Below are 20,215 nucleotides of genomic sequence, written 5' to 3'. Positions count from 1 at the left end.
ATCGCGTCCGGATGCAAGATATCCGCCGAAAATAGCGATAGGGGCGCTCCGGCGCGCTCCATTTCGAGGGGAAATTTCCTTTCGTTCCGACCAGAGCGAGAATTTTATTCGGGCCGATTTGAGTGGAATTGGAACCCGAATTAGTAAACGTCCTGCTGGAACCGGCCCTTTTTCTTGAGTTCCCCGACGAAGCTGACAGCCTCGTCGGTGGTTCGGGCGCCGAATTGGGCGACGATGTCGACCAGCGCGCGCTCGACGTCCTTGGCCATCCGCTTGGCATCGCCGCAGATGTAGACATGGGCGCCTTCGGCAAGCCACGTCCATACCTCGCGGCCAACCTCGCGCATGCGGTCCTGCACGTAGAACTTCTTGTCGCCATCGCGCGACCACGCCAGCGACAACCGCGTCAAGAGGCCCGAGGTCTTCATCGCGTTGAGTTCGTCGGCATAGAAGAAGTCGCAATCGCTGCGCTGATGGCCGAAGAACAGCCAGTTCTTGCCGGGTGCGCCGGTGGCGCGGCGATCGAGCAGGAAGGCGCGGAACGGCGCGATACCCGTCCCAGGGCCGACCATGATGATTGGGGTCTTCGGGTCTTGCGGCAGCGCGAAACCATGGGCCTTCTGTACATAGACCTTGACTTCGTCGCCGGGATTGATGCGCTCGGCAAGGAATGTCGAGGCCAGTCCCAACCGTCGTCGCTTGTTGACCACATAGCGCACGCAGTCGACCGTCAGCGACAGCTTTCCAGGCGTCGCACTGTGCGACGACGAGATCGAGTAAAGCCGTGGCTGCAAGGGCTCCAGCGCCTCGACAAAGGCCTCGGGATGCGGACGGATGCGGGAGAATTTCTGCAATACCGCCATGACGTCGAGCGTTGCCGCGTCGCCGTCGGGATCCTCGCCCTGCGCCAGCGCACGCGCCTTTTCGCGGAGCGCGCCGCCGGTCAGATACGAGATCAACTCGAACAGTGAATCCGGCGCAGGCGACAGTGAGACGTCGTCGCGCAATACTTCACGCAGCGTCTTTCCCCTCACCTCCGTCGTATGCGATGCGCCCAAAAGCGCGATGATCTGGTCGACGAGGCCAATGTCGTTGCGCGCAAAGATGCCGAACGAATCGCCCACGACATAATCGAGGCCACATCCGGAGAGATCGAACTCGACATGCCAGGTCTCCTTCTCCGAGCCCTTGCCGTTGAGCAGTCGCCGCGACCGGAATTTTGCGTTTGCGGGATTGTCGCGCGAGCGGCCGGGCTCGCCTGGAGCCGTCGGTGTAACCGCAGCCGCCGCAGGCGCCGATGACGGTGCGGGTGCCTTGTCGATCTCCTCATAAAGCGACTTCAGCATCCGCGCGGTTTCCTTGCCGCCGGGGACGCAGAGGTTGAGCCGCGCTTCGCTCTTGTTCGCGATCGCTTCGGAATAGTTGTGGCAGTCATAGCCGCACTGACCGCAATCCTGCTGTGCCATTGCCGCCATCATCCGCCGCCGCAACGGCCGGCCCTCGGCAAGCTTCATGCGATCGGCGATCGGCATGGTCTGGTCGTGCCACGGCGCTTCGCCGTCATCGCCATCGCCGGCCGCGCCCGGCATGACTTCAGCGCCTTGTTCGGCCGATAACGGCGTCGCATCGGACAGGAGCCCGGCAAAGAACCCGTTCAGCCAGGAGCGCTGCGCTTCCGAGAATGGCGCGTTCGAGGGAATGATCTCGACCTTGGCTGGAGGCGTGATCTGATTCATGAGGACACCTGAGCGTCAGTGACTTGGGCATCGGCCAGCTTGCGCAGCGTCTCGCCGTCATGGCGGCGCGCAAAGGTCAGGAACGTTTCATCGGGCGATGCGCGATGCGTGAGATAGGCCTTCAGCAGTTTCTCGATCGTCCTCGGCGCATCCTCGGCCTTGACGTCGCGATAGACCTCCTGCCCGACATCGGCGTCGGGTCCGAAGCCGCCGCCGGTGAAGAGATGATAGCCTTCGACGGGATCGACATCCTCGCCAACATCCACTTTCGCGGCGATCAGGCCGATATCGCTGATGTAATGCTGCGCGCAGGAATGATGGCAGCCGGTGACGTGGATGTTGATCGGCGTCTCGATGTTGACGCGCGGCTCGCACCAGTCGCCGATTTCGGCGGCATGGCGCTTGGTATTCGCCGCCGCAAATCGGCAGCCGGCATTGCCGGTGCAGGCGATCAGGCCGGCGCGGATTTGCGACGCCTCGACCGCAAGCCCGATCGCCTTGATCGCGGCGACCGCAAGCTCGACGTTTTCGTCGCGCACGCCTGGGATCAGCAGGTTCTGCCACACCGTCAGGCGGATGTCGCCGTCGCCAAGATCGTGCGCGATTTTGGCTAGCCCTCGCATCTGCTCGCACGTGATCTTGCCGAGCGGAAGCGACACGCCGATCCAGTTCAGCCCCACCTGCTTCTGCCTGTGCACGCCGATATGCGCCGTGCGGTCCGAGGCCGGCCGCGGCGCGAGCGCTTCGGGCGGCACGCGGGTGAAGGGCTTGCCGAGCCGCTCCTCGACCAGCGCGTGGAATTTTTCGTGCCCCATCCCATCGAGCACATATTTCAGTCGCGCCTTGTTGCGGTTGGTGCGATCGCCGAGTTCGATGAAGATGCGCACGATGGCATCCGCCACCCTGGTGGCATCGGCCGGCTTCACGATGATGTCGCTATACTTGGCAAAATCCTTGTGACCCGTGATGCCGCCGATCCCCAAGCGAAACCAGATGCCGGACTCGGCCCCAAAACCGTCCTTCACCTCGACCGCGGTGAACGCGATGTCGTTGGTGTCTTCCAGCACGGCGATCTTGCCGGCGCCGTCGAAGGCGACATTGAACTTGCGCGGCAAGCCATACAGTGAGCGATCGTTGAGGATGTGGTAGTGCCACTCGCGGGCATATTCGCGGGTGTCGATCAGTTCCTGCGGGTCGATCCCCGCCGTCGGCGTGCCCGTGACGTTGCGGATGTTGTCCGCGCCGGTGCCGCGCGAACAGAGACCCAGATCCTGAATGCCCTCGATCAGGGCCACCGCATGCTTGGGCGGAATTTCGCGCACCTGCAAGTTAGCGCGCGTGGTGACGTGGCAGAACGGCCCGCACAGCCGCTCGGCGAGATCGCCAAGTCCCGAAAACTGCCAGTGCTTCAGGATGCCGTTCGGAATCCTTAAGCGGCACATGTAGGAATCCTGCGCCGGCGCGACGTAGAACAGGCCATAGTAGCGCCAGCGGAAATTATCTGCGGGGTTCGGCGGCGCGTTGTCGAGCGCCTGCTGCTTCAGTCGGGGATAGGCATCGAACGGATGCTCCTCGCGCTTGAACTTCTCCTGGTCGGCGAGCTTCTTGCCGGAGGCGGTGACCTTGTCCTGCGCCTTGATATGGGCGGCATCCGGCCCCGTCGGTTCGGCACTCGCCCTTCCCGCGCTACTGAGGCCGCGCCCGACCCGGCTGATCTGCAAGCCTGCCGTGAAGCCTTCCAGGTAACGCTTCTGCTCGTCAGTGAAGTCGACTGTAATCGGTTCGATTTTCATGCGCGACGAAACTCCTGCGGCCACGATTGGTGGCGTCAACGAATGGGATGGACCGCCCAGGAGATCGGCCAGGCGTGGTGCCGGGCTGCGATTCTGGTATGCGGTCCGACCAGCTTCGTTGCTGCGGAAATCCATCTTGGACGTAGGTCAGCAGGCATCTGCGACGAGCCGACCGCACTGCACCATACAAGTTGCGTGCCAGATGGAGTCGCGACGAATAGCTTGAAATTTCAATCTGTTCCGATGAGGAGCTCGAAACTATGAAGCAAGCTTCATAGTTGCTTTCTGAGCATTCAGCCTAAGAACTAGGCAGATCGGATAGTTGCCCGATATTGCTTCAATCGATTGGCTTTACGGCTTCCAGTGCCCAATTTTGAAAGCCGCCAGATGCCCGGCGATATCAGCAGGATCGAACGCGGGGCCGGCAAAGGCGCCGATGGCACCAGGCGCGCCGGGAGCCGTCCCCGGACGTCCCATGGCGGCGTCGTAGAGTTCGGGCCTGAAGACCGCCATGGCGGTCTTCAGCGCGTCGGGCCGCATCTGTGTCTGTCCCCAGCGCACCATCTGGGCGTAAAGCCAGGCGGCCTGCGCCGGATCGGGCCGGCCCGCCCCTTCGCGCCCGACCAGCAGATAGCGGCCGCTCTCGCGCCGCTGGCCGTCCGGTGAAATCTTCAGTCGGCCGTCGAGGGTGCGTTGGATCACCTCGGCGCCGACGCCGAGCCGGTCGGGCCGCGCCAGGACATCGGCGGTCTCGGCGCGGTTTCCGGGCTCCTCGATGTATTCGGCGGCATGGGCAGCCGCCCGGATCAGCGCAGCCAGCGCGTTCGGATTCTTTTCCGACCAGCTTTGCCTGACCGCGAGAACCTTTTCGGCCGCGCGCACCAAAATATCGGAGACGAAATGCAGGATGTGGCCGACGCCGAGATCGACCGCAACCGAGTTCCAGGGCGCGCCGACGCAGAACGCATCGACATGGCCATTGGCGAGGCTGTCCACCATGTAGGGCGGCGGCAGCACCACGAGGCGAACATCCTCGTCGGGATCGACCCCGCCCGCCGCCATCCAGAACCGGAGCTGGTAGTTATGGGTGGAGAACGGGAACGTCATGCCGAATGTCAGCGGTTCCGCGCCGCTCTTGCGCCTGGCGGCAACGACGCGGGCGAGCGCCAGTGCCGTGGCCATGGGATCGAGCGGGTCGCCGTCGATCTCGCTCATGATCGCGGCGTGCAGCGCCGGCGATACCGTGATCGCGTTGCCATTGAGGCCCAGATTGAATGGCGCAACGATCGGCACTTTGACGTGGCCCAAGCCCAGGCTCGAGGCGATCGCCACCGGCGCCAGCAGATGCGCCGCGTCGAACATGCCGATATTGAGCTTGTCGCGGACGTTGGACCACGACACTTCACGCACCAGCTTGACGTCGAGCCCTTCGGCGGCCGTAAAGCCCTTGTCGACGGCGATGATCAGCGCGGCCGCGTCGACCAGGGGAATGAAGCCGATATGCAGTGGTGTCGTCATTTCAGCAGCTCCGACGCGGTCAGGATCGACTGCGCGATCTCGCCGATTTTCTTCTTCTCGCGCATCGCGGTGGAGCGCATCAGCACATAGGCCTCCTCTTCGGTGAGGCCCTTCACCTTCATCAGGATTCCCTTGGCGCGGTCGATCACCTTGCGCTCCTCGAGCGCCGACTTGGTGCGGTCGAGTTCGTCCTGCAGCTTGGAGAAGGCGTTGAAGCGGGAAATGCAGAGGTCGAGGATCGGCTTGATCCGTTCTTTCTTCAGGCCGTCCACGATGTAGGCGGAAACGCCGGCATCGACGGAGGCCTGGATCGAGGCCGCATCGCTCTGGTCGACGAACATGGCGATCGGCCGCCGCACCGCGCGGCTGACCTGGAACATCTGTTCCAGAACGTCGCGGCTGGGGTTTTCCAGGTCGATCAGGATGACGTCGGGGTCGAGCGCATAGATCCGCGCCAGCAGGCTCTGCATTTCGCTGATATGCACAACGCCGGTAAAGCCCGCCTCCCGCAACCCCTCTTCCAGGATTGCGGCCCGGATCGGACTTTCGTCGACAATGACGATTTTCGGCGACGACTCAGCGCTCATCGATCGACTCATACCCCGGCCGGCCATCCATAGCACGTCAGAAGCTGGCGCAAAGCCTTGTAATTATGGGCAATTGGGACTAGCTCGTGCCGATCAATCAGGCAGATGAAATATGCAACAGGCCGCTGCGCCCAAAGTCAGCTTTGTTTCCCTTGGGTGCCCCAAAGCGCTGGTGGATTCCGAGCGCATTATCACCCGGCTACGCGCCGAAGGCTATGAGCTGGCCCGCAAGCATGACGGCGCCGACATCGTGATCGTCAACACCTGCGGCTTCCTCGACAGCGCCAAGCAGGAATCGCTTGGCGCCATCGGCGAGGCGATGGCGGAGAACGGCAAGGTCATCGTCACCGGCTGCATGGGCGCGGAACCCGAGCAGATCGAGGCGGCCTATCCGGGCGTGCTCTCGATATCGGGCCCGCAGCAATATGAGAGCGTGCTGGAGGCCGTGCACCGGGCCCTGCCGCCGGTCCATAATCCACACCTCGATCTGGTGCCGCCGCAGGGCGTCAAGCTGACGCCGCGGCACTATGCCTATTTGAAGATTTCCGAAGGCTGCAACAACCGCTGCAGTTTTTGCATCATCCCAAAATTGCGCGGCGACCTGGTGTCGCGTTCGGCCAATGACGTGCTGCGCGAGGCGGAGCGGCTCGTCGCAGCCGGCGTCAAGGAATTGCTCGTCATCTCGCAGGACACGTCGGCCTATGGCGTCGACGTGAAGTACGCGGAAAGTCCATGGAAGGACCGCCAGGTCCGCGCTAAATTCTTCGACCTCGCCAAGGAACTCGGCGATCTCGGCGCCTGGGTGCGGCTGCAATATGTCTACCCCTACCCGCATGTCGACGAAGTCATCGGCCTGATGACCGAGGGCAAGATCCTGCCCTATCTCGACATCCCATTTCAGCATGCAAGCCCGGACGTCCTCAAAGCCATGAAGCGTCCTGCCGCGCAGGAAAAGACGCTGGCGCGGATCAAGAAGTGGCGCGCGGAATGTCCTGACCTGACGTTGCGTTCGACATTCATCGTCGGTTTCCCCGGCGAGACCGATTCCGACTTCGCCTATCTGCTCGACTGGCTGGAAGAAGCCGAGATCGATCGTCTCGGCTGCTTCAAATACGAGCCGGTGGCGGGCGCAGCCTCCAACGCGATCGGCAATGCGGTGCCCGACGAAATCAAGCAGGAACGCTGGAACGCGCTGATGGCGCGGCAGCAGAAAATCTCCGCGCGCCGTCTGAAGCGCAAGGTCGGCACCAGACAGCAGATCATCGTCGACGAGGTCGGACCGACGGTCGCAAAGGGCCGTTCAAAAGCCGACGCGCCGCAGATCGACGGCGCAGTCTATCTCTGCAGCCGCCGCCCGCTAAAGGTCGGCGAGATCGTGACCGCCAAGATCGAACGGTCCGATCAGTATGACCTGCACGGCAGCGTCGCGGGGTTCTGAAGCATCTGCGAACCCGCACGCACCTAAAACCATGATGAAATTGGATTTGATTGCGACCACGCAGAAGGTGCGCTCCCTCTCCCGCCTGCGGGGGAGGGCTGGGGTGGGGGTGTCTCCGCGGGTGACACTGCCCGAGTGGAGAGGGCCCCCACCCGGCGCTTCGCGCCGACCTCCCCGCAAGCGGGAGAGGTGGAGCGCGTCTGCAGCTAAAGCAAACAGTGAATGGCGGGCTTACGGAGTTCGACGCGACAAGCCTGCCGCCCATTGGCAGCGACCGCAGCATCTTGACATTGCCGCCCGTTCGGCTGTATGGGCCATCGCCATGAAACTGAACCGGACCAACCGCCGCGCCTGCCTGCGTCGTCGCTCCCGCGACGATGATGGGGCGCGCCATGTCCGACGACAACGCTGATTAGCTAGTTTCAGCCAAGTTTTCGAGAAGGCCGCACCCTCAAAAGTGCGGCCTTCTTGCGTTTCGGCCTGCCCCTTCCCCCAAACCCCTGAGGAGATCGACATGACCCATGCTGCCCATCCGTTCGACGCGCTGATGAACATCACCGCCCGCCCGCAGGCCGTGTTCGTTCGCGGTGAAGGCGCGTATCTGTGGGATGACGCCGGCAAGCGGTACCTCGACTTCATGCAGGGTTGGGCCGTCAACTGCCTCGGCCATTCGCCGCCGGTCGTTGCCGAAGCACTCGCCGCGCAGGCAAAACTGCTGCTGACGCCAAGCCCCGCCTTCTACAACGGCCCCAGCCTGAAGCTCGCGCAAGCACTTCGCGAGAAGAGCTGCTTCGATCAGGTGTTCTTCGCCAATTCGGGCGCGGAGGCCAACGAAGGCGCCATCAAGCTCGCGCGCAAATACGGCACGAAATACAAGAACGGCGCGTTCGAAATCATCACGTTCGAAGGCGGCTTTCACGGCCGCACACTCGCGACCATGTCGGCATCGGGCAAGAAGGCGTTCGAGCCACTGTTCGAGCCGAAAGTGTCCGGCTTCCGCAAGGCCAAGCTCAACGATCTCGATTCGGTGAGGGCGCTGATATCGGACAACACGGTCGCGGTGATGCTGGAGCCGATCCAGGGCGAAGCCGGCGTCTGGCCTGCAACCGATCAATTCCTGAAGGAGTTGCGCGCGCTGACCAAGGAGCACGGGCTGCTGCTGATCGTCGACGAAATCCAGACGGGGATGGGCCGGACGGGAAAGCTGTTTCACTACGAACACGCCGGCATCGAGCCCGACATCATGACGCTCGGCAAGGGTATCGGCGGCGGCGTGCCGCTGGCCGCCTTGCTCGCGACTGAACATGCCGCCTGCTTCGAGCACGGCGACCAGGGCGGCACGTTCAACGGCAATCCCTTGATGTGCGCCGCGGGGCTTGCGGTGCTTGAGGAGGTTTCGAAGCCGGAATTTCTGAAAGCGGCTGCGGATGCCGGCCTGTTTTTGGAAAGCGAGCTGCGGAAACTGTCCGCGCGTCACGGACTTGGCGAGGTGCGCGGCCGGGGCTTATTGCTGGCGCTCGATCTGAAGCTGCCGATCGGTGCCGCGATCGTGGCCGAGGCGCTTGCGGACGGCGTCCTCATCAACTCGCCGCAGCCCGATGCGCTCCGCTTCATGCCAGCGCTCAACGTCACGCGCGAGGAGATATCGCTGATGATCGATTGCCTTGATGCGATTTTGGTGAAGGCTGGGGCTGCGCGGCGGGTGGCCTGATTTCGTAGACTGTCGTTCCGGGGCACGCGAAGCGTGAACCCGGAACCTCGAGATTCCGGGTCTGGTGCTAACGCACCATCCCGGAATGACGGCGGGGCTTACGGCCGCAGAATCGCCGCTCCCGTCGTCGCCCTGCTCTCCAGCTCGGTATGCGCCTTCCCGGCATCCTTCAGCGCATAGGCATGGTTGATCGGCACGTGGAGCTTGCCGTTGATGACGGCGGCGAACAGCGTGTCGGCGCCTTCGAGCAGCTCCTTGCGGGTGCTGACATAGTCATTGAGCTTGGGCCGGGTGGCAAACAGTGAGCCGTGATTGTTGAGTTCGGCGAGCGGGAACGGCGGCACCGGACCGGAGGCGTTGCCGAAGCTCACGAACAGGCCGCGTGGCCGCAGGCACGACAGCGAGCCCGGGAAGGTGGTCTTGCCGACACCGTCGTAGACGACGTCGCAGAGCTCGTTGCGGCTGATCTGTTTCACGCGTGCGACGAAGTCCTCCTCGTTATAGAGGATAACGTGATCGCAGCCATTGGCGAGCGCAAGGTCGGCCTTGGCCTTGGAGCCGACGGTACCGATCACATGCGCGCCGAGCGCCTTGGCCCACTGGCAGGCCAGAAGGCCGATGCCGCCCGCGGCGGCATGGATCAGCACGCGATGGCCGGGTTCGACCTTGAAGGTCTTGTGCAGGAGGTACCAGACCGTCAGCCCCTTCAGCATCAGGACGGCGCCCTGCTCATAGGTGATGTGGTCGGGCAGCTTGACCAGCTTGTCGGCCGGGATCACCCGCTCTGAGGCGTAGCCGCCGAGCGTGAAATAATAGGCCACGCGGTCGCCGGGATGAAAATTGGTAACGCCCGGGCCCACGGCCAGGACCTCGCCCGCGGCCTCATTGCCGGCAATGAACGGCAGCCCCGGCGCCTTGTAGAGGCCGGTGCGGAAATAGACGTCGATGAAGTTCAGCCCGACGGCATGCTGACGGATGCGAACCTCACCCGGTCCCGGTGCCGGGACCTCGACGTCCTCATACACCAGGGCTTCCGGTCCCCCCACCTTGTGCACACGCACGGCCTTGGTCATGACAATCTCTCCCTCGGTATTTGCTCAAGCGCCCGACCTGAGCGCGCAACGAAAGCCATCGCCGCCGCCTTGTCAACTGACCGGTGGTCTGGCGGCCTTCCTGCGATTGCGCCTGGCGAGCACATTGAACATTTCGACCGCGGCCGCGAACAACATGGCAAAATAGATGTAGCCGCGCGGGATATGGAATTTGAATCCGTCCGCCACCAGCGCCACGCCGATCAGCACCAGGAATGCCAATGCCAGCATCTTGGTGGTCGGATGATTGGCCACGAACCGGGCCACCGGACCCGACGAGACGTACATGACGACGCATGCGATCACGACGGCGGCGATCATGATCTCCAGATCCTGCGCCATACCGATCGCGGTGATGATCGAGTCCAGGGAGAACACGATGTCGATGATGATGATCTGCACGATCACCCAGAAGAATGCGCTGGCTCTGGGTTCGGCATCGACCTCGCCCTCGCTCGCCTCGACCTCGCCATGAATTTCATGCGTCGCCTTCGCGATCAGGAAGGCTCCGCCGGCAATCAGGATGATGTCCCGCCAGGACAGTTCGACATCCCTTATCGCGATGACCGGCTCCGTCAGGCCGATCAGCCACACCAGCACGCTGAGCAGCACGATGCGGAACACCAGCGCCAGCAACAGGCCGATCTGGCGCGCGCGTTTGGCCTGCGCCGGCGGGATGCGCGAGACGATCACGGAGATGAAAATGACGTTGTCGATGCCGAGCACGATTTCCAGCGCCGTCAATGTCAACAGCGCCGCCCAGGCTTCCGGGCTCGTCAATAATTCCATCATGCCTTGAACGACTTGATTTGCCGGATCACGGCGTCACTTCCTATTACGTAAGCCGCAATGGCGCACAGCGCGGCGACGATGGGAGCACCCACGTTGAAATCGCAGATGAGCGTATAGATCGCCAGCACGGCCCCAATGGCCATCAGCCACAGGGTCAGCCAGCGCAGCCGCACCACCCGGATCGGATGCAGCACATGAAACGGGGCGAATGTCAGCGCGATCAGGATGGCAATTCCGAGAGTGGAGAGTACCGGCGGCAGGTGCAGCAAGAACAAATAAAACGCTGCTGCGTTCCACAGCGCCGGAAAGCCGCGGAAGTGGTTGTCGGATGCCTTCATGCGCCGGTCCGCGAAATAGAGCGCACCGGAAACCATAATGCCGATGCCGAGCAGCGGCGCCGCGACCGGCAGCAGCATCCCGCTCGCGGTGATGGCATAGGCCGGAACGAAGACGTAGGTCACGAAATCGACGACGAGATCGAGCACGTCGCCCGACCAGTTCGGCTGCAGCCGCACGACATCCAGCTTTCGCGCCAGCGGCCCGTCGATGGCATCGATGATCAGGGCGACGCCAAGCCAGCCGAACATATTGGCCCAATGTTCGCGGACGGCCTCGAGCATCGCCAACAGCGCGACGCCCGCGCCCAGTGCCGTGAAAATGTGTACAGCGAATGCGGCGGTTCGCATTCGGCTGGTCGCCGGGACGGATTCTGGCTCTGTTGTCTGGTCCATTGCTTCGGCAGTGCTATCAGGAATCGCTGCTATTTGCATATCGGCGCTTTGCGGCGTTCCGCCGCGCGATTGAGCGGAAACATTTCGGCCGGCTGATGGCTTGAAAATGCCGGGCCGAGCGTCAATTGTCCCTATATGAATGATGCATCGCAAGTTTATGACGCTGCCGTGATCGGCGGCGGGCCGGCGGGCCTGACGGCTGCCGTAGCCCTAGCCGCTACCGGCGTGAAAACCGCCCTGCTCGCCCGCCGCGCCCCCTATGCCGACAACCGCACCACGGCGTTGCTGGGAGCTTCCACCGAGCTGCTCGAACGTCTCGAGGTCTGGCCGCGCTGCCGGGACAAGGCTGCCGCCTTGCGGATCATGCGGCTCGTCGACGACACCGACCGGCTGATCCGCGCGCCCGAAGTGCGGTTTTCCTCGGACGAGATCGGTCTCGAACAGTTCGGCTACAACATCGACAACCGATCGTTAGTGGTTGCGCTCGAAGAGCGCGCCGCCGAACTTTCCAATTTGACTCGATTTGACGATGAGGCCGCCGCGATCGATCCGGAGGATGCGATCGTCGCCATCCGTACCGGCAAGGGCGAGCAGCTTTTCGCGCGGCTCGTGGTCGGCGCAGACGGGCGGCAATCACCGTCCCGCGAGGCGGCCGGCATCAAGACCAGCCGCCGCGACCTTCATCAGTCGGCGCTGACCTTCAACATTTCGCATTCTCGACCGCACAACGGCATCTCCACCGAGTTTCACACCGCGCAAGGTCCATGCGTATTCGTGCCCCTGCCCGGCAACCGCTGCAGCGTGGTGTGGGTTTCGGAAACCAGGGAAGCCGAGCGGCTGATCTCGCTTGGCGACGAGGAATTGTCGGAAGCCACCGAAAGACAGTCGCACTCCATTCTCGGCCGCGTCCAGGTCGAAGCCGGGCGCAACCTGTTTCCGCTGACGATCGAGCGTCCCGAGCAATTCGCCAGCCATCGTGTCGCGCTGGTCGGTGAATCCGCCCACGTGGTGCCGCCGATCGGCGCCCAAGGCCTCAACATGGGATTGCGCGATGCAGCCGATATCGCCGATATCACCGGCAATGCGATCTCGCGCGGCGAGGATCCGGGGTCGCCGGCCGTGCTGGCGCGCTATCAATCCGCCCGCCGTGCCGACGTCGCAAGCCGGCTGATCGCGATCGATGTCGCCAACCGCTCCCTGCTCAGCGATTTCCTGCCCATGCAATCGCTGCGCGCGGCCGGCATGCACCTCCTCGGCTCGTTCGGCCCGCTGCGGCGGCTTGCCATGCGCGAGGGGCTGGCCCCGACCTGGAAGCGCGTGAGCTAGCTCCCGACGCCAGCGTGAAGGCTGCGACCTGGCCCATTTCTACTTTGCATGGGGTTGTTTTCGCGATTTTGTATCTCCGCCCCACGAACCCTCACGGAAACACCAGCCGCCCGCTCTGGATGAACCACATCACGCTGGTCAGCGTGACCACGGACGCGAAGGTCCCGATCAGGACTGCGACGGACGCCGGCTCGATCCAGGTATTGTTCTGCCGGGCGATCACGAACACGTTCAGCGCCGGCGGCAGCGCGGCCATCAGAACGGCAGTCGCAGCCCAGGGCTGCGCGAACGGGCCGAATAGCAGCATCAGCCCGAACACGATAAGCGGATGGATCAGGAGCTTGATCGCGATCACGCCGGGCACTTCCCAGGGCACGCGATCGAACGGGCGCAGCGCCACGGTAACGCCCAGCACGAACAGCGCCGTCGGTGCCGCCGCGTTCTGGAGAAACAGCAAGGTCCTGTCGACGGCGACCGGCACTTGAACGTGCAACGCCGCGACAAGCGCTCCCGCGGCGGCCGACATGATCAGCGGGTTGAGCACGATCTGTCGCGCGGCGATGCCAATGGCGTACAGGAACGACGGATGCTTGCGATCGCTCAGCGCCATCAGCAGCGGCACGATCGTGAACAGGAAAATGCTGTCGCAGCAGAAGATCAACGCTGTCGGCGCCGCTGCCTTGGCTCCGAGCACCGCCAGCGCCAGCCCGGGGCCCATATAGCCGATATTGCCGTAAGCGCCGGCAAGGCCCGCCATCGTCGCCTTGCGCAGCGACAGTTCGCCGATGATGCGGCCTGCCACCATGGCAAGCACGAAGGCGCTCACGGTCGCCAGCGTGGTCGCGATCAGAAATGGCGGGTTGTTCAGTTCGGAAAATGGCGTCTCCGACATGATGCGGAATAGCAAGGCCGGGAGCGAGACGTAGAGCAGAAAGAAGTTCATCCAGGCGAGGCCCGATTCCGGCAGCCCCTTGGCCTTGCCGCAGGCAAAGCCGATGAAGATCAGGCCAAAATAGGGAAGCGCGAGGTTGAGGATATCGACCATCTCGTAAAGCGTCTTTTCGTCAGTGATTTTGGGGAGATGGCACCGGATATGGCCACCACGCGTAAAGGTTAATTCGTCCTATTGCCCCTAGCATCGGCCACAATCATGGTCTATTCGACGGGACATGATCAAAGCGCGCACCGCCAAATTTCAGATCGGGCAGATCGTCCGCCACCGGGTGTTTTCATTCCGTGGCGTGATTTTCGATATCGATCCGGAATTCAACAATACCGAGGAATGGTGGTTGTCGATCCCCGAGGAGGTTCGGCCTGACAAGGATCAGCCGTTCTATCACCTGCTCGCGGAAAACTCGGAGTCCGAATACGTCGCCTACGTCTCCGAGCAAAATCTGCTGCCGGACGATTCCGGGGAGCCGATCCGGCACTCGCAGGTGGCCGAGATCTTCGTGAAGGACAAGTCCGGCGGCTACCGCCCGCGCAACCCGTCGCTCAACTAGCATTCTTCTTCCGGCAATGAAAAAGGCGCCCTGGTCGGGCGCCTTTTGTTTTGTCGAATGGCGCGGCTGTTACTTCGCCGCCGGATTTGCAGTGGCGCCCGGCTGGGTGCCCTCCAGCTTCTTGCGCTGCTCCTCGGCACGCTTCTGCAGCTCTTCCTGCAGTTTCTTCTGGTTTTCCTCGAACTGCTTCGGATCGGTCGGCGGACCGTCAAAGGCCTTGGCGAATTCACCGGCGAGCGGCAGCGGCAGCGTCAGCGGCGCGCCGTTGGAATTGATCGCCTGAACAACCAGATTCTGGCCCTTCTTCAAGTTGGCGATCAGCTCGGGCGTTGCTTCGTAGTCCGACATGCAGCCGTTCTGGAAGCAGATCACATAGGGGCCCTGCTGCGGCGGATTGTTATCAACGATGATCCGGGTTCCGTGCACGAGCTGCATGCCAAGCGGCAAGGTCACGCGCAGGAGCTTCTTCGGCTCGCCTTCCGGCTCGATGATCACGGCGGCGATGACGGGTTGGCCCGACTCGATGCGGCCGTCCTTGCCGGTGAAGCAAACCTGCTTGGCGCCGGCTTCCTGACCCTTGAGGCAGAACTTGGTCCAGGGCGCGTAGATTAGCTGGACCTGCTGCTCCTGGGGCGGGGCGGCGCCGGGAGCGCCAGCCGGAGGGGCTTGTGCCGCGGGAGCGCCGGCGGGACCCTTGGGAGCAGCCTTCGGAGGCGCTTTCGGAGCGGCAGGTGCCGGGGCAGCCTTTGGGGCCCCTGGCGCTGGCGCGGGCTGCTGAGCTTGCGCGCCCGACGCAATCAACGTTGCCGACAATGCCGAGGCCGCCAACAGGGCCAAGACCTGCCCACGCGGCCGAATCGACGCGGCGAAGATACGGAAATTCATTGCGGAAAACCCTTTCTGAACCGGAGCGCCCGAAACCGCTACAGGCACCGACACCAAGCCGCGCTGGGGCGGCTGTCTCGTTGGCAATTGAGGCGGTTACGTGACAGGCGTTCCCGCGGTCATCAACTGCCCGCCTTCAATACAGCGGCAGACGAAAAGATCAATGCCGACAAGCATCTTTGGCGTTCCCCGCAGGCCGAGGCCGAAGCCTATGGTAAAGCTCTCTTCGTGCGCATTTTCGAATCAGATACCTGCCCGTCTATGACCCGCTTCGGTCGTATCCGCCTGCGTGTGCTCGCGGGCATTGCCCTGGCGCTGGCTGTGACGCCTCTCGCGCCGGTCCACGAAGCCAGGGCGGCCGAAAGCCACGCGCTGGCGATGCACGGCGCGCCTGCTCTTCCCGCCGGTTTCACGCATATGCCCTACGCCAATCCCGAAGCGCCGAAGGGCGGGCGGCTGGTCTGGGGCGCCCTGGGAACCTTCGACAGCCTCAACCCCTTCATCGTCCGTGGCCTCGCGGTTCAGCAGATCAGGGGCTTTGTGGTCGAGAGCCTGATGGCGCGCGGCAATGACGAGGCTTTCACGCTCTATGGCTTGCTGGCCAAAACCGTCGAGACTGACGACGCGCGCAGCTACGTCTCGTTCCACCTCGACCCGAGGGCGCGCTTCGCCGACGGTAAGCCGGTCACGGCAGAAGACGTCCTGTTTTCGTGGGTCTTGCTGCGCGACAAGGGGCGCCCCAATCACCGCCAGTATTATTCCAAAGTCGTAAAGGCCGAAGCACCCGATCCGCTCACCGTGCGGTTCGATTTCGGCGGCGGCAACGACCGCGAGCTGCCGCTGATCCTCGGGCTGATGCCTGTCTTGCCGAAGCATGCGGTCGATCCGGCAACGTTCGAGGAAACCACGATGACCGGACCGGTCGGTTCCGGCCCCTATCGCGTCACCGCCGTCAAGCCGGGCGCCAGCGTCACGCTGACCCGCAATCCCGATTATTGGGGCCGCGACCTGCCGGTGAATCGGGGATTGTGGAACTTCGACGAGATCAGGCTCGATTTCTATCGCGAGGCCAACGGCCAGTTCGAGGCATTCAAGCGCGGCCTCTATGACTTTCGCGCCGAGCACGAGCCGCTGCGCTGGCATGACGGTTACGATTTTCCGGCCGCCCGCAACGGCGAAGTGATCCGCGATACCATCAAGACCGGAATGCCGCAGCCCTCGGAATTCCTGGTGTTCAACACGCGGCGTCCGATGTTTTCAGACATCCGCGTACGGCAGGCCCTGACGCTGCTGTTCGATTTCGAGTGGATCAATCGCAATTACTTTTTCGGACTCTATGCGCGCGCGGCAGGCTTCTTCGCAGGCTCCGAACTATCCGCCTATGCCCGTCCGGCTGACGAGCACGAGCGCGAACTCTTGAAGCCGTTCGCGGCACGGATCCGGCCGGACATCCTCGATGGCACGTACCGCCTGCCCGCCACCGACGGATCGGGCCGCGATCGAACAACGCTGCGCAGCGCGCTCAAATTGCTGTCGGAAGCCGGCTACGATCTCGATGGAGCCGTGCTGCGGCAACGTTCGTCCAGGACGCCGCTCACCTTCGAAATCCTGGTGACGACGCGCGACCAGGAGCGGATTGCGCTTTCCTATCAGCGCGACCTCAAGCGCGCCGGGATCGAGGCCAGCGTCCGCGCGGTCGACCCCGTGCAGTTCGACCAGCGCCGGCTGGGCTACGAGTTCGATATGCTGCAGAACCGCTGGGACCAGTCGCTATCCCCCGGCAACGAGCAGTCCTTCTACTGGGGCAGCCAGGCCGCCGACATTCCCGGCACCCGGAATTACATGGGGGCCAAGGAGCCCGCCATCGACGCCATGATCGCTGCCCTGCTCGAGGCGCGCGAACGGCCGCCTTTCGTCTCCGCGGTGCGCGCCCTCGATCGCGTCCTGATGTCGGGCTTCTACGCAATTCCAGTGTTTAACGTGCAGGAGCAATGGATTGCGCGGTGGAATCGGATAGAACAACCTACAGCGACCGCGTTGACGGGCTATCTGCCGGAAACCTGGTGGCAGAAGCCGGAAATGAAGTGAACTCGCCAAACGATCCAACCTCCGTGACAGAGCCGAAGTAACGCCGTGACCCAGCCCACCGCTTCGCCAACGCTCGATACGTTGTTCAAACGGAACCTGGCACGGCAGCCGGACGCGCTGGCGCTGGTCGATCCCCCCAACAAGCAGCGCATCACCGGCCAGCCGCCGAAGCGTCTCACCTTCGTGCAGGCCGACCGTATGATCTCGTCGCTGGCCGCGCACTTCATCGAATCCGGCTTGCCGTCCAATTCCGTGATCGCGGTTCAATTGCCGAACACCATCGAATTCGCGCTCACCGTGCTCGCCGCCTTCCGCGCCGGCCTCGTCGTCGCGGTGCTGCCGCTGCTCTGGCGGCAGTCGGAATTGACCATGGCGCTCAACCGCACCGCCGCGCGGGCGATCGTGACCTCGGGCAAGGTCGACGGCGTGATCTACTCGGATATCGCCATGAACGCTGCCGCCGAAGCGTTCTCGATTCGCCATGTCTGCGGCTTCGGCGGCGACCTGCCCGAAGGCATGGCCTCGCTCGACAACGCCATCTTCCGGGAATCCCCGACCACGCGCGCCGTGATTCAGGACGGCCGCAAGGCGGCGCTGATTTCATTCGACGTCACCTCGGACGGCTTCCGGCCGGTCCCACGCGCCCATCTCGGCCTGATTGCGGGCGGCCTTGCGATGTCGCTCGAAAGCGACGTGCCGCAGGCCGCAACCATCCTGTCGGCCTTCTCGCCGATGTCTTTTGCCGGCCTCGCCTCGTCGCTGGCGATCTGGCTGCTGTCGGGCGGAACATTGGTATTGCACCATCCCTTCGACGACGAGGTGCTGGAACAGCAGATCAACGAGCAGGCCTGCGACACGCTGATCGCACCTGCCCAACTGGCGCTGCGGCTGGACGAACTGGACCTCGGCGCGCGGATGCCGAGCCTGCGCAATGTCATCGGCCTGTGGCGGACCCCGGAGCAGGTCGGCTCCAGCGCGTGCTGGGCCGCGCAACAGGCGACGCTGACGGATGTCTATCTGTTCGGCGAGGCCGGATTGTTCGGTGCGCGCCGGATCGCGGAAGACGGCTCGCCGGCCCTGATCAAGCCGGGTCCCCACGGGGCGCCGCGCGATCTGCCGGGATCGTCGATCGCGGGCGAAATTCTGCTGACGCCGCGCGGCACGTTGGGACTGCGCGGACCGATGGTGCCGGTCGCGGCCTATGCGCCGCCTCCACCGCCGAGCGATTCCCTGATCGCGTCGCCGCCGCGCGATTACGTCGATACGGATTACGCGGCGCGGCTCGACCGTGTCACCGGCGCGGTCAATATCACCGCGCCGCCGTCCGGCGTGATGGCTGTCGGCGGCTACCGATTCCTGGCGCAGGACCTCCAGGAGTGGGCGCGCCGGCTCGGTCAGGGCGCGCTGCTGACCGCGCTGCCGGACCGCCTCAGCGGCCACCGGCTTGCCGGCCGTGCGCTCGACAACGCCCGCGCCCGAGACGCGCTGACAGAACTCGGTCTTAACCCCTTGATGGTGGAAGCATTTCGGGATCGGAGCAACGCCGCCTGAGAGGCCGCAGGCGGGCGCCCGTTGACGCCGCATTAAGCGCGGCAAACTAGGATCGTGGCATCCTATTGTGCGCTTGGTCCGAGTTCTCAGATGTCCCAGCAAGGTCCGATCCTCGTCGTATCGACCGCGAAACGGCCGTCCTTTGCCGCCACGCTCGATGTCGCGAGACTGTTTCCGGTCGTCGAGACCGGTTGGGCGGATGCGGCGCGCGCGGTCGAGCAGGTGCAACCGGCGGCCGTGCTGGCCGAAACCTCCGGTGCCGATGCAGCCGGACTGGCGGAACTGGCCGTGCGGGTCGCCGCCCGACAGCCCTATCTGCCACTGATCGCGATCGACTCGCAGAACCCTGTTCCGGACAACGTCATTCCCTTTTTTCAGAGCAAAGTGCTTCAGAGCCAAATCCTTCAGAGCCAAGTCCCAAACGCCCAACAAGGCGGCTCTGACCGACTGGCGGCTCGCCTGCGTGCCGCGCTGCGCGTGCGGTCATTGCATGCGACTGTGATGCGCCGGCTGGTGCCGGCAGCGCCAATGGCGTTGTCGCATATCGATCCGGCGCGCGACGCTACCGTGCTGCTGATCGGCCGCGGCGGCGCCTATCCCGCGCTGTCGGTCGCGCTTGGCGAGCGCACCGGCGTGGTCGGCGCGCTTTCGATCGAGGCGGCTGCGAAGCACCTCAACGTCAGGGACATCGACGGCATCGTGCTCGGCGAAGGATTCAGCCTGCGCGTGGTCGATGCCTTCCTCACCGTGCTGACGGAGGACGCCCGTTTCCGCAATCTTCCCGTCGTCGTGACGGCAGGCGATCTGGCGCCGGCCTATGATTTGCCGAACCTCGAGATCGTCTCCGGCGACGCCGTCCAGGTGGCAGCGATTGGGCTACCGCTGATCCGCCAGCACGCCTTTGAAGCGCATCTGAGCCGCACGCTGAAGGCCATCGACGCCGATGGACTGATCGACGCGCGGACCGGTCTGCTCACCCCGGAAGCCTTCGAGCGCGACTTTGCCAGCGCCATCTACCAGACGCAGCAACGCGGCGGCGGATTGTCGGTGGCGCGCTTTGCGTTCGATCCCGACCATCCCCGCGCGCAATTCGACGGCGCGCGGATCATCAGCCGCTTGATGCGGCAAATGGATTTCGGCACCGCCCAGGACGACGGCTCGGTCGTCGTGGTGTTTGCCGAGGCCGACCTGAAGTCGGCTCACGCCATCGCGCGGCGGCTGTCGAGCGTGATGCGCCATACCAGCCACGGCCAGCGCGACGCACGGTCGGAGCCGACCGTGACGGTCGCAACGCTGCTGCCGAACGATTCCGCGAAATCGCTGCGGTCACGGCTGCAGGAAGACGCGCAACGGGCAGCGTCGTAGGGTGGGCAAAGGCGCGCTTCGCGCCGTGCCCACCATCTATCCACAATGCTGTTGCGGATGGTGGGCACGCTTCGCTTTTGCCCACCCTACGGTTCCTCGCA

The 20,215-nt window shown here is 63.8% G+C and carries 16 protein-coding genes; 7 read left to right on the top strand and 9 right to left on the bottom strand.

The features are described from left to right. Positions 1 to 140 precede the first annotated feature (140 nt). From LMTR3_RS07735 to LMTR3_RS07720, 4 genes are all read right to left on the bottom strand, one after another. Positions 141 to 1,736, bottom strand: coding sequence for a sulfite reductase subunit alpha (locus LMTR3_RS07735; protein WP_065744502.1), 1,596 nt, complete (start codon positions 1,734 to 1,736; stop codon positions 141 to 143). Beyond that, complete coding sequence (locus LMTR3_RS07730) at positions 1,733 to 3,529, bottom strand: NirA family protein (RefSeq protein WP_065744501.1); 1,797 nt, start codon at positions 3,527 to 3,529, stop codon at positions 1,733 to 1,735. Before LMTR3_RS07730 ends, LMTR3_RS07735 begins: the two co-directional genes overlap by 4 nt. Before the next feature lie 351 nt (positions 3,530 to 3,880). Beyond that, a complete protein-coding gene (locus tag LMTR3_RS07725) occupies positions 3,881 to 5,047 on the bottom strand; it encodes a CmpA/NrtA family ABC transporter substrate-binding protein (protein WP_065744500.1) in 1,167 nt (388 codons plus the stop codon). Next, the gene (locus tag LMTR3_RS07720) at positions 5,044 to 5,634 is read right to left on the bottom strand and encodes an ANTAR domain-containing response regulator (protein ID WP_028346026.1); all 591 of its coding nucleotides are present in this window, start codon (positions 5,632 to 5,634) and stop codon (positions 5,044 to 5,046) included. Before LMTR3_RS07720 ends, LMTR3_RS07725 begins: the two co-directional genes overlap by 4 nt. Positions 5,635 to 5,746: 112 nt before the next feature. Between LMTR3_RS07720 and rimO the strand changes: the two genes are divergently transcribed. Beyond that, a complete protein-coding gene (gene rimO, locus LMTR3_RS07715; RefSeq protein WP_065744499.1) occupies positions 5,747 to 7,072 on the top strand; it encodes a 30S ribosomal protein S12 methylthiotransferase RimO in 1,326 nt (441 codons plus the stop codon). Positions 7,073 to 7,586: 514 nt separating this feature from the next. Continuing rightward, positions 7,587 to 8,783 (top strand): acetylornithine transaminase, encoded by a 1,197-nt coding sequence (locus tag LMTR3_RS07710; protein WP_065744498.1) that lies wholly within the window; start codon positions 7,587 to 7,589, stop codon positions 8,781 to 8,783. A gap of 98 nt (positions 8,784 to 8,881) precedes the next feature. On the opposite strand, the gene LMTR3_RS07705 is transcribed toward LMTR3_RS07710, so the two are convergent. The 3 genes from LMTR3_RS07705 to pcsA form a co-directional block, all read right to left on the bottom strand. Continuing rightward, complete coding sequence (locus LMTR3_RS07705) at positions 8,882 to 9,856, bottom strand: quinone oxidoreductase family protein (RefSeq protein ID WP_065744497.1); 975 nt, start codon at positions 9,854 to 9,856, stop codon at positions 8,882 to 8,884. A 72-nt stretch (positions 9,857 to 9,928) separates the two neighbouring features. Further along, positions 9,929 to 10,666 carry a TerC family protein gene (locus LMTR3_RS07700; RefSeq protein ID WP_065744496.1) on the bottom strand — a complete coding sequence of 246 codons (738 nt, stop codon included), beginning with the start codon at positions 10,664 to 10,666 and terminating at the stop codon, positions 9,929 to 9,931. Next, positions 10,663 to 11,397, bottom strand: coding sequence for a phosphatidylcholine synthase (gene pcsA, locus LMTR3_RS07695; protein ID WP_084029468.1), 735 nt, complete (start codon positions 11,395 to 11,397; stop codon positions 10,663 to 10,665). Before pcsA ends, LMTR3_RS07700 begins: the two co-directional genes overlap by 4 nt. 135 nt (positions 11,398 to 11,532) lie before the next feature. Between pcsA and LMTR3_RS07690 the strand changes: the two genes are divergently transcribed. Further along, positions 11,533 to 12,723, top strand: coding sequence for a UbiH/UbiF family hydroxylase (locus tag LMTR3_RS07690; RefSeq protein ID WP_065744494.1), 1,191 nt, complete (start codon positions 11,533 to 11,535; stop codon positions 12,721 to 12,723). Between the two features lie 91 nt (positions 12,724 to 12,814). Here LMTR3_RS07690 and LMTR3_RS07685 read toward each other — a convergent pair whose 3' ends face one another. Beyond that, the gene (locus tag LMTR3_RS07685; RefSeq protein WP_065744493.1) at positions 12,815 to 13,768 is read right to left on the bottom strand and encodes an AEC family transporter; all 954 of its coding nucleotides are present in this window, start codon (positions 13,766 to 13,768) and stop codon (positions 12,815 to 12,817) included. 124 nt (positions 13,769 to 13,892) lie between these two features. On the opposite strand from LMTR3_RS07685, the gene hspQ reads away from it, so the two are divergent. Next, the gene (gene hspQ / locus LMTR3_RS07680) at positions 13,893 to 14,225 is read left to right on the top strand and encodes a heat shock protein HspQ (RefSeq protein WP_028346018.1); all 333 of its coding nucleotides are present in this window, start codon (positions 13,893 to 13,895) and stop codon (positions 14,223 to 14,225) included. A 69-nt stretch (positions 14,226 to 14,294) separates the two neighbouring features. On the opposite strand, the gene LMTR3_RS07675 is transcribed toward hspQ, so the two are convergent. Beyond that, positions 14,295 to 15,110 carry an invasion associated locus B family protein gene (locus tag LMTR3_RS07675; protein WP_065744492.1) on the bottom strand — a complete coding sequence of 272 codons (816 nt, stop codon included), beginning with the start codon at positions 15,108 to 15,110 and terminating at the stop codon, positions 14,295 to 14,297. Positions 15,111 to 15,371: 261 nt separating this feature from the next. Between LMTR3_RS07675 and LMTR3_RS07670 the strand changes: the two genes are divergently transcribed. From LMTR3_RS07670 to LMTR3_RS07660, 3 genes are all read left to right on the top strand, one after another. Next, positions 15,372 to 17,198: an extracellular solute-binding protein gene (locus tag LMTR3_RS07670; RefSeq protein WP_065744491.1), complete on the top strand. Its 1,827-nt coding sequence runs from the start codon at positions 15,372 to 15,374 to the stop codon at positions 17,196 to 17,198. Positions 17,199 to 17,243: 45 nt separating this feature from the next. Next, positions 17,244 to 18,749 (top strand): AMP-binding protein, encoded by a 1,506-nt coding sequence (locus tag LMTR3_RS07665; protein WP_065744490.1) that lies wholly within the window; start codon positions 17,244 to 17,246, stop codon positions 18,747 to 18,749. A gap of 90 nt (positions 18,750 to 18,839) precedes the next feature. Continuing rightward, on the top strand, positions 18,840 to 20,114 hold the full coding sequence (locus LMTR3_RS07660; protein ID WP_065744489.1) for a hypothetical protein: 1,275 nt from the start codon (positions 18,840 to 18,842) through the stop codon (positions 20,112 to 20,114). Positions 20,115 to 20,215: the final 101 nt, after the last annotated feature.

This window comes from Bradyrhizobium sp. LMTR 3, from assembly GCF_001693485.1.
Lineage (GTDB): Bacteria > Pseudomonadota > Alphaproteobacteria > Rhizobiales > Xanthobacteraceae > Bradyrhizobium.
This window is presented reverse-complemented; position numbering and strand designations above follow the sequence as displayed.

Coding starts and splice junctions, on each gene's coding strand:
- LMTR3_RS07705 (WP_065744497.1), bottom strand. CDS start 9,856: ATGACCAAGGCCGTGCGTGTGCACAAGGTGGGGGGACCGGAAGCCCTG.
- LMTR3_RS07735 (WP_065744502.1), bottom strand. CDS start 1,736: ATGAATCAGATCACGCCTCCAGCCAAGGTCGAGATCATTCCCTCGAAC.
- LMTR3_RS07675 (WP_065744492.1), bottom strand. CDS start 15,110: ATGAATTTCCGTATCTTCGCCGCGTCGATTCGGCCGCGTGGGCAGGTC.
- LMTR3_RS07685 (WP_065744493.1), bottom strand. CDS start 13,768: ATGGTCGATATCCTCAACCTCGCGCTTCCCTATTTTGGCCTGATCTTC.
- LMTR3_RS07660 (WP_065744489.1), top strand. CDS start 18,840: ATGTCCCAGCAAGGTCCGATCCTCGTCGTATCGACCGCGAAACGGCCG.
- LMTR3_RS07725 (WP_065744500.1), bottom strand. CDS start 5,047: ATGACGACACCACTGCATATCGGCTTCATTCCCCTGGTCGACGCGGCC.
- LMTR3_RS07730 (WP_065744501.1), bottom strand. CDS start 3,529: ATGAAAATCGAACCGATTACAGTCGACTTCACTGACGAGCAGAAGCGT.
- pcsA (WP_084029468.1), bottom strand. CDS start 11,397: ATGGACCAGACAACAGAGCCAGAATCCGTCCCGGCGACCAGCCGAATG.
- LMTR3_RS07690 (WP_065744494.1), top strand. CDS start 11,533: ATGAATGATGCATCGCAAGTTTATGACGCTGCCGTGATCGGCGGCGGG.
- LMTR3_RS07700 (WP_065744496.1), bottom strand. CDS start 10,666: ATGATGGAATTATTGACGAGCCCGGAAGCCTGGGCGGCGCTGTTGACA.
- LMTR3_RS07710 (WP_065744498.1), top strand. CDS start 7,587: ATGACCCATGCTGCCCATCCGTTCGACGCGCTGATGAACATCACCGCC.
- LMTR3_RS07720 (WP_028346026.1), bottom strand. CDS start 5,634: ATGAGCGCTGAGTCGTCGCCGAAAATCGTCATTGTCGACGAAAGTCCG.
- rimO (WP_065744499.1), top strand. CDS start 5,747: ATGCAACAGGCCGCTGCGCCCAAAGTCAGCTTTGTTTCCCTTGGGTGC.
- hspQ (WP_028346018.1), top strand. CDS start 13,893: ATGATCAAAGCGCGCACCGCCAAATTTCAGATCGGGCAGATCGTCCGC.
- LMTR3_RS07670 (WP_065744491.1), top strand. CDS start 15,372: ATGACCCGCTTCGGTCGTATCCGCCTGCGTGTGCTCGCGGGCATTGCC.